At 41.8% G+C, this 1,977-nt stretch carries 2 protein-coding genes; one reads left to right on the top strand and one right to left on the bottom strand.

The window, feature by feature from the left end; genetic code table 11:
• Positions 1-329 precede the first annotated feature (329 nt).
• Entirely contained in the window at positions 330-1,187 is an 858-nt protein-coding gene (spoIIQ, locus tag BIV59_RS22430; protein ID WP_071353677.1) for a stage II sporulation protein SpoIIQ, read from the bottom strand.
• Positions 1,188-1,523: 336 nt separating this feature from the next.
• Between spoIIQ and BIV59_RS22425 the strand changes: the two genes are divergently transcribed.
• Positions 1,524-1,943: a VanZ family protein gene (locus BIV59_RS22425; protein ID WP_071353676.1), complete on the top strand. Its 420-nt coding sequence runs from the start codon at positions 1,524-1,526 to the stop codon at positions 1,941-1,943.
• The last annotated feature ends 34 nt before the right edge of the window (positions 1,944-1,977 follow it).

Genomic DNA, 1,977 nt, shown 5'->3' with positions numbered 1-1,977 from the left:
GCTAGGCGCTGGAGCTGGATTACATATAAAGCGGAAACGCCTGTTCATAGGAACAAAGACTAAGAACGCCGCGTCCTGCGGCAACATCTTTGTGACCCCCATCCTGGGGGCCTCCGACCAGCATAAGGCGCTGCAGAATAGAAGGCGCTCTTTGCCTTCAATTCTGATGTGACTTATGACCTCGAGGGGCTAGGCGCTGCAGCTAGATTAAAGATAAACCCAAGCCAAACACAAAAAAGAAACCCGCCGCATGGAGGGTTTCTATACCAAATTTTCAGTTTGCTGTGTTAATGGGTACGATATATGGTTGCGTTTAGTTGATTTTGTTATTAGCCTTCGTCAGATGTATCAAGAGATGAACCGTCTGTTTCACTGTCTTTTCCATCTATGATCTGGCCAGGCTCGCCTGATTGATCCAAGTTCTTATCAAGCAGATCGTTTTCCTCAGTTTTGCTCTTATCAGAAGAAGAAGCTTTTTCTGAAGTTGCTTTTTCATCAGAAGCAGATTGGATAGCTGATACTTGTTTCTCAAAATAATCTTGCGGGTTCAAGGCTACGTTGTCTTTGCGGATTTCAAAGTGTACATGTGTGCCGGCTTCTTCATTGATCAGGCTGCTGCCAGCTTTTGCAATGGTTTGTCCTTGCTTCACTTGATCTCCAACTGCCACTTTGATATCTGTGATTGATTGGTAACGGGTAACCACACCATTGTCATGTTCAACTTCAACTAAGTTTCCAAGCAATGCATCATCTTGTACTTTTGTAACGTTTCCGCTGAATGAAGCAACTACATCAAAAGTCTTTCCGTCGTTCATGGCAATATCTATGCCTTTATTGGGTTCAAATCTGTTATTGTAGGAAACTAATGCTGCTTCCTGTTCTTTTGCGTCTGCTTTTGCATCATAGAATTGTTTTTTGATAACAGAGTCAGTGGAATCCGCAACAGGCATTTTAATTGTTTCTAACTTGCTGTTTACCTCAACTGCAGGCTCTTTGAATCCTTTGCCAGTGGTCTGTGATTGTTCTTTGCTTTTGTCAGCAGAGTCATTATAGCTGTTCTGCATCCAAAATGCTCCTGCAAGGATAATTGCTGCACTTGCGATATAAATTGCCGGTAAAGCCCAACGCCGGTTTTTTAGGCGCTGTATGTTTGTTTTTTTGGAAGTATTCTTTTCTTCCTCTCTCATATTTATCACCTCTGCTAACATTTTGAACAGATTGCAAGGATTATATACATGAGAGATAAAAACTTTTTTACATGTATCTTTTGTTTTGGTGAATGTAATTATACATCCATTATTTTCTTTTTGTTCAGGTATGTGATATGGCCTTGTCCCTTGTGTTTCCCTTTCCTGCTATTACTGATAAAATGGCTAGTATATCTAGTGAATCTCCATCTATCCCGAATGAAGCTGGATTAGAACAATGGGCATTTATGGGCTAGTTGTCCCTTTCAAAGTAAAACCGCCAATCAAGGCGGCCTGCTGCCCGTTGATGTGAGATCAAGTAAAGGAAGTATTGCCATGAAAAATTACGCACGAATCATTTTAACCATCCTGCCTTTTATCTATATGGGTGTGATCTGGTTCTTGTCTGGCCACTCGGATAATCTGGTGATGGAGCTGCCATCATCTTCTGCTGACAGATTCATCAAAGAGGCCATGCATTTAATTGAATTTGCCATTTTGTATGCACTTTTCGCTGCAGCCCTTGCTGCCCATACAAAATTAACGGCACGAAGCAGCTTATTTGCTGCTGTCATCGCTTGCCTTTATGCACTGCTGGATGAATTTCATCAGTCCTTCGTTCCTTCACGGGATGCGAGCTTGATTGATATTGTGAAGGATTTCATCGGTATTGCGGCTGTTTACTTTCATGTCGGCTACCATTACTTCAAGCACCACCGCGGATTTTTAACCAAGATAGAGAAATTAAACACATGAAAAAGAGATGATCATGTAGTGCACCCCAAAAGTT

The sequence above is a fragment of the Bacillus sp. MUM 13 genome (assembly GCF_001866725.1).
GTDB lineage: Bacteria > Bacillota > Bacilli > Bacillales > DSM-1321 > Peribacillus.
Note: the sequence above shows the minus strand (reverse complement) of the source record. Positions and strands in the feature narration are given on the sequence as shown.